Annotated in this window: 3 protein-coding genes; all 3 read left to right on the top strand. The window is 35.8% G+C overall.

What is annotated here, in order from left to right; genetic code table 11:
• On the top strand, nucleotides 1-1,215 hold a 1,215-nt coding region (locus ACJAT0_RS04740), incomplete at its 5' end, for a hypothetical protein (RefSeq protein WP_415180729.1).
• Nucleotides 1,216-1,296: 81 nt separating this feature from the next.
• Nucleotides 1,297-4,113, top strand: a complete 2,817-nt coding sequence (locus ACJAT0_RS04735; RefSeq protein WP_415180728.1) for a TonB-dependent receptor domain-containing protein — start codon at nucleotides 1,297-1,299, stop codon at nucleotides 4,111-4,113.
• Between the two features lie 226 nt (nucleotides 4,114-4,339).
• Nucleotides 4,340-6,601: an inorganic phosphate transporter gene (locus ACJAT0_RS04730; protein WP_415180727.1), complete on the top strand. Its 2,262-nt coding sequence runs from the start codon at nucleotides 4,340-4,342 to the stop codon at nucleotides 6,599-6,601.
• Nucleotides 6,602-7,036 lie beyond the last annotated feature (435 nt).

The following is a 7,036-nucleotide window of genomic DNA, read 5'->3' as shown; positions in this document are numbered from 1 at the left end:
GATGATGATAATCCGATTTCTGGCCCAGATGTGTCAGACAATCAAATTTCTGGATTAATTACAGAAAGTAAAACACTTACAAACGATCGTATCTGGAACTTACAAGGAAGAGCAACAGTCGCTAGTGGTGCAGTATTAACAATAGAGCCAGGAACAATCATTAAAGGATTGCCAGGTCAAGGGGCAAATGCTTCTGTATTGATTATTGCTAGAGGTGGTTCCATCCAAGCAAATGGAACAGCTAGTAACCCTATTGTTTTCACCAGTATTGCAGACGATATTGCTTTAGGTCAGTCTAATGGTTCTAACTTAACTCAAAATGATCGTGGTCTTTGGGGTGGATTAATCGTTTTAGGTAATGCACCTAGTTCATTAAGAGGAGATGTTGCTTCTGCTCAAATTGAAGGTATTCCTGCAAGTGATACTAACGGACTTTACGGTGGTACTAACGCCGCAGATAATTCTGGAGTTTTAAACTATGTTTCCATTCGTCATGGAGGTACTAATATAGGTGAAGGAAATGAAATTAACGGTCTAACTTTAGGTGGTGTTGGTTCTGGTACTACTATCTCAAATATTGAAGTGGTTGCAAATGTGGATGATGGCATCGAATTTTTCGGTGGTACCGTCAATGCAAGTAACTTATTCGTTTGGGCAGTGGGAGATGACGCTATCGACATCGATCAAGCATATTCAGGTACTATTACTAATGCAGGAGTTGTTTTAGGTGATATTTCTGACCACGCATTTGAAATTGATGGTCCAGAAGGATCTGCTTTAGGTTCGTTTACAATCAACAATGCTACCATTTTTGGAAATGCAAATACGCCTAATGGTGAATATGCAGATTATAGAAGTAGAGCACAAGGAGCTACAAATAATGTGTATGCCACAGGTTTTAAAGTTTCTAGTGATGTAGAGCTAGATAACAATGGTGTTTCTCAAAACTACCTAGACGGTAACCTTACTTTTACGAATTGGGTGATTAATTTACCAGCAGGTGGTGTTACTGCTGCAAATGAAGTGTTTGTTGAAAAAGTAGGTTGTGCTACAAATTGTGATGATAGTGATGATTCAAATGATATTGATGAATTAACAATAACCTCATTCCAAACAGATGCTACTGATTGGGCAAGTGCTGGTACAAGTGGTGGAGCTGATTTATCTGCTTTTTCATGGACTTATTCTAACGTTACTGCTGGATTAGGTTTCTAAGGATAGCCATAAAAATAATAATAATGCTCATCATAAATAATATGGTGAGCATTTTTTCAATTTAAAGAAATTTTTTTTACAATGCAAAATTCTAAATTTTTAGTACTGGTTATGTTCTTGATAGGTTCATTATCTTCATTTGCTCAAAACGGTACATTATCAGGTAAAATTATTGATGGTGATTTTAACGATGCGCTTGCCTTTGCAAACGTTGCTGTAAAAAACAGCAATTACGGAACAGCTTCAGATTTTGACGGAAAATATTCCATTCAAATGGCTCCAGGGACTTACACAGTTGTTTTCACTTTTGTTGGTTATAGCACTAAACAGATAACTGACGTGGTAATAAAGTCTGGCGAGGTCACTAACTTAGAGGTTACGCTAAGCTCTGCAGCAGATGCTCTAGAGAGTATTGTTATTATTGTAACCAAAAGGCAAAACTCTGAAAAGGCAGTGTTAGACGTTCAAAAGAACGCAACAGTGGTTCTTGATGGATTGTCTTCTGAATCTATCAAAAAATCTGGTTCATCAAATGTAGCTAGTGCTGTAAAGGCAGTACCTGGTGTATCTGTTCAAGATGGAAAATTTGTTTATGTAAGAGGTTTAGGGGATCGATATACTAAAACGTTACTGAACGGGATGGAAGTTCCTGGACTAGATCCTGATAGAAATGCTTTGCAATTAGATATTTTCCCTACAGGTGTTATTGAAAATATTCAAGTTAAAAAATCTGCAACCGCAGACTTAACTTCTGATTTTACTGGAGGTATTGTTGATATTCTAACTAAAGACATCCCTTCTAGTGAGGAATACTCCATTAATTTAAGTCTAGGTTATAATCCGCAAATGCATTTTAACGATGATTATTTAAGCTACAATGGTAGTAGTACTGATTTTTTAGGCTTTGATAATGGTGATAGAGATTCGCCAATTGCGATAGGTACGACCATACCATTGTTACAAACAGATGGAGCTTTCGTAAGAACACTTACCCAGAGTTTTAATCCAGAGCTTGCTGCTATGAGAGAAAAAAGTTTTATGGATTTTGGTTTTAGTTTTGCTGGTGGAAATAAGTATAAATTTAAAAGTGGTAATGCATTAGGTTTTACAGCTTCTCTTGCTTACAAGAATGAAACGGAGTTTTACGACAACTTTGTAGACGGTCAAGTATTTAGAAAAAGAGCCGACACTTCAAATAATGACCCTCGAGTAGATAGAACTCAGCAAGGGTCTATAGGGACAAACAATGTTTTATTAAATGGATTGCTTGGATTAACCTACAAAACTGAATTTTCTAAGTATCGTATTAACTTACTTCATATTCAAAATGGAGAATCTAATGCAGCACTTATTTTTCAAGAAAATGCAGAGCGTTCTTCTAACCAGATTAAAAAAGATGTACTTACTTATACAGAAAGATCTTTAACCAACGTATTGATATCTGGAGAGCATGCAAATCAAGACGGCTCTTGGAATACAGAATGGAAAATAGCTCCTACTCTTTCTAGAGTTAATGATAAAGATTTTAGGACTACGCCTTTTAGAATAGATGGAGGTACTCCTACTATTGAGCCTTCAGAAGCTGGCGACCCTACTCGATTATTCAGAGAATTAGAAGAAATCAATCTAGCATCGAGATTAGACTTTACAAAAAAGCATCGTTTGTTTTCTGAATCTGCAAAATTAAGATTTGGTGCAGGTTATATTTATAAGAATAGAAATTTTGTTGTGGATCAATATTCTTTTATCCTTCAAGACTTTCAAAGTTCCGAATTTAATGGTGATCCAAATCAAATTTTAGATCCAGCAAATATTTATGATCCTACTACAGGGTCTGGTGTTGCGGTAAGATCAGACTTTAATATTACTAATAATTTTGATTCTCAAATTACCATCGGTAGTGCTTATGTTTCTGACGAATTTCAACTTACTACACGTCTAAAATCGATTGTAGGTTTAAGATTTGAGAAATTTGATTTAAATTATACCGGACAGAACCAACAAGGAGAAATCTCTGACAATGCAAAATTCATTGATAAGGCAGATATTTTCCCAAGCCTTAATTTAATCTATGATTTAAATGAGGCTAGAAGTTTTAAGCTAAGAGGTTCTTATTCTAGAACTACGGCAAGACCATCTTTTAAAGAGGCATCTGATGCAGAGATCTTTGATCCAGTTTCCAACTTTTTCTTTATTGGTAATAGAGACATACAGCCTACTTATATTAATAATATTGATTTAAGAATTGAAAAGTATGGAGTAGGAAGTGATTTCTTTGCATTCAGTACTTTTTATAAAGCCTTTACTGATCCTATAGAACTTAGTTTTATTAGAGAAGCTGAAGGTCAGTTCACACCTTTGAACTTAGGTAATGCAACAGTTTTAGGAGCAGAGATTGAGGTGAGAAAGAACCTAGGTTTTTTAACTTCTAGCCTTAAGAATTTCAATGCGACTTTAAATGTTTCCGTCATCGATTCACAACAAAATTATAGTGAGGATGAAGAGGCAAATAGAAGAGATACCTTACGTGATGGTGAGACATTAGATGATACACGCCCGCTCCAAGGTCAATCGCCTTATCTTATTAATGCTGGTTTAGTTTATGAAACAGAAAATAATTTAAGAGTAGGAGCATTTTTTAATGTCCAAGGAAGAACCCTACAGATTGTAGGATCTGGTGATATACCTGATGTGTACACACTACCTTTTAACTCATTGAATTTAACGGCAAACAAAACGTTTGGAGATAAAATCAAGCATAGTTTTGGTATTAAAGTTGAAAATATACTAGGAGACGACGTAGAGAGTGAATATGAGTTTTTTGGTGCAGAAAACAAAACGTTCTCATTCCGTAGTCCAGAGACATCGTTCTCTTTAAGTTATGGGATTAAATTTTAATAAAAAATTCAAGATCTTTTTAAAAGGCCGCTCTATCGAGTGGCCTTTTTTGCGTTTACAGCTCTTTAATTATTCCGCTTTCGCCTGGAGCTGCCACAGCATAAACTTCTATCTTAAAATAATAAATTAGAAAGAGAAAACAGGTGCAACAGCTTTATTGATAACAGTAGCATAACATTTAATAGAAGCAGATAGCCGATTTTTGCAAATTGATTAAACAAAGGAAATGTCAGATATTTATATTTACATGCTTATCATTCTTGCGGGACTCGCTGTTACCGATCTAGTAGTAGGAGTGAGCAACGATGCCGTTAACTTTTTAAATAGTGCTATAGGTTCTAAAGCCATCAGTTTTAAAACGATTATGATTATCGCTAGTGTGGGAATAGCCTTTGGGGCACTTTCTTCTAGTGGTATGATGGAAGTAGCGCGTAAAGGAATTTTTGTTCCAGGGGAATTTTACTTTGATGAGGTCATGATCATTTTTATGGCAGTCATGATTACTGATATTTTGCTGTTAGACTTCTTTAATAGTATGGGATTACCCACTTCTACAACAGTTTCTATCGTTTTTGAATTACTAGGCGCTGCTGTATGTATGTCTATCATCAAGATCAATGAAAGTGACTCAGAAACCTTATTGGATTTAGGAAAATATATCGCTTCAGATACAGCGATAGATATTATACAGGGGATTCTGTTATCTGTAGTTATAGCTTTTGTGATAGGTGGTGTGGTACAGTTCTTTTCTAGATTGTTACTCACCTTTAATTACAAAGGAAGACCTCCATTTCTAGCGGCTATTTTTGGTGGACTATCTCTTACCAGTTTGTTTTATTTTATCATCTTTAAAGGTCTTAAAGGAGCAGACTTAGGTGTTGTAATGGAGTTTATAGGAAATGTAAATGTGTACACGTTTATAGGTGTGGCTTTATTGTTTTGGACTATTTTTAGTTTTATTTATGTGTATAGCATAAAATGGGATATTTATAAGCTTATTATCATAGCGGGAACATTTGGTCTTGCTATGGCATTTGCAGGAAATGATTTGGTCAACTTTATAGGGGTTCCTATAGGCGCTTATCAAGCTTGGGAATATGCTGAGGGGACCGGACTTAAAGCAAATGAAATAAGTATGAGTTTCCTTAGCGGGAAATTACCCTCTAATAAATTACTGTTAGTGGCCGCTGGATTGATCATGGTAGCGACATTATGGTTCTCTTCAAAAGCACAAGCGGTTGTAAAAACATCTGTAGATCTCGCTCGTCAAGATTCTGGCAAAGAGCGTTTTCAGTCCAATCTTATTTCTAGATTTCTAGTGCGATATTCTCTTATGATCGCTGAAGGTGTTCAACGTATTGTCCCAGAAAAAACAGCAGACTTTATCAGTTCCAGATTTGAAAAATTGCCAGCACCAGCTATTGTTCCTAAATATGCTGACAAACCTGCATTTGATTATGTGCGAGCGTCCGTAAACCTTATGGTAGCTAGTGTGTTGATTTCTATAGCGACTTCTTATAAATTACCTCTTTCTACTACTTACGTAACTTTTATGGTAGCCATGGGAACCTCACTAGCTGACAGAGCTTGGGGAACAGAAAGTGCCGTATATAGAATCGCAGGTGTATTAAATGTCATAGGAGGATGGTTCTTTACAGCTTTTAGTGCTTTTGCAGCTGCAGCTTTTTTTGCTTATCTCATTTATATAGGAGGTATGTATGCGGTTGTAGCTTTAGTTACTCTTGCCGTTTTACTTATTATACGCAGTTTTATAGGACATAAAAAATCCCAGAAAGAACAACAAGTAACCGACCAGCTTCAAAAAACGGAAAGTAAAACCATACAAGGCATCATCCATGAAAGCTCTGATAATGTAGCGACCGTTTTTAAACGTTCCAAGCGCATTTATAAAAACACGCTCGATGGTCTAATTGCACAGGATCTCGCTATTCTCAAAACATCAAAAAAAGAAAGTAAAAAACTGGCAGGAGAGATAGACGATTTACGCAACAACCTCTTTTTCTTCATTAAAAGTCTAGATGAAAATAATCTGGGCGCCAGTAAATTCTATATAGATGTATTGGGGAATCTTCAAGACGTATCTCAGTCTTTGGATTATATTTCTAAAGCCAGCACTACTCACATAAGCAATAACCATAAGAGCCTTAAATTCACTCAAATTAAGGACCTTAAAGAGGTTATCCTGCGCATTCATGAGATATTTAATGACGCACAAGAAATTTTTGCAACCAAAGACTTCAACAGTCTAGAAGCGATCATTCTTGAACAGAGAGAACTCATCACTCTGGTGGATGAAAAAATTGATAAACAAGTGAAACGTACAAAGAATGATGAAGAGTCCCCTAAAAACACGACGCTTTACTTCAGTCTTTTATTAGAAACAAGAGATTTGATGAGGGAAACCATTCAGATCGTGGAAGAGTATTATCGCGAGTTTGATGCATCTAAATCTAGGTCAGTAAAGTAGATGGATACCATTTCATTAACGAAACCGACTGTTATGAGTCGGTTTTTTTATTGGATTTGTTTTCTGTCGCTCGCATTTTTTTAGCTTTCTGTGTTGCGCTTTTGCGAAAGCGTAACCTTTACAATTATTGCATCAAAACAAGGGTCAATGGATTTCATTAATTAATTTTTAAAAAGTCTTAAGACTATTACATGTTTAATGTAATGATGCGGCGATCCTACATAGGATGACACTTCGTTATTCGGACAGGATGGTGCTGGGTGTTGATGTCGTTAGTGCCGTAAAGTGCTGTATACCTTTTTTATTTTATAGAATGAGTACATACACTAAGTCGCTATAAAACCTTGCCTTTCTAAACTTATACCAGTTTGCTTATAGACGTCGTTAAAGAATCTGAATTAATTTTTACTTTCTTGATCAAAAAACTCTAACCAT

The sequence above is a fragment of the Nonlabens sp. genome, from assembly GCF_047636915.1.
Taxonomy (GTDB): domain Bacteria; phylum Bacteroidota; class Bacteroidia; order Flavobacteriales; family Flavobacteriaceae; genus Nonlabens.
The sequence above is the reverse complement of the archived record's forward strand: the minus strand, read 5'-3'. Positions and strand labels throughout refer to the sequence as shown.

Excerpts from the sequence above, each read along its gene's own strand:
- ACJAT0_RS04730 (WP_415180727.1), top strand. The coding sequence starts at position 4,340 with ATGTCAGATATTTATATTTACATGCTTATCATTCTTGCGGGACTCGCT.
- ACJAT0_RS04735 (WP_415180728.1), top strand. The coding sequence starts at position 1,297 with ATGCAAAATTCTAAATTTTTAGTACTGGTTATGTTCTTGATAGGTTCA.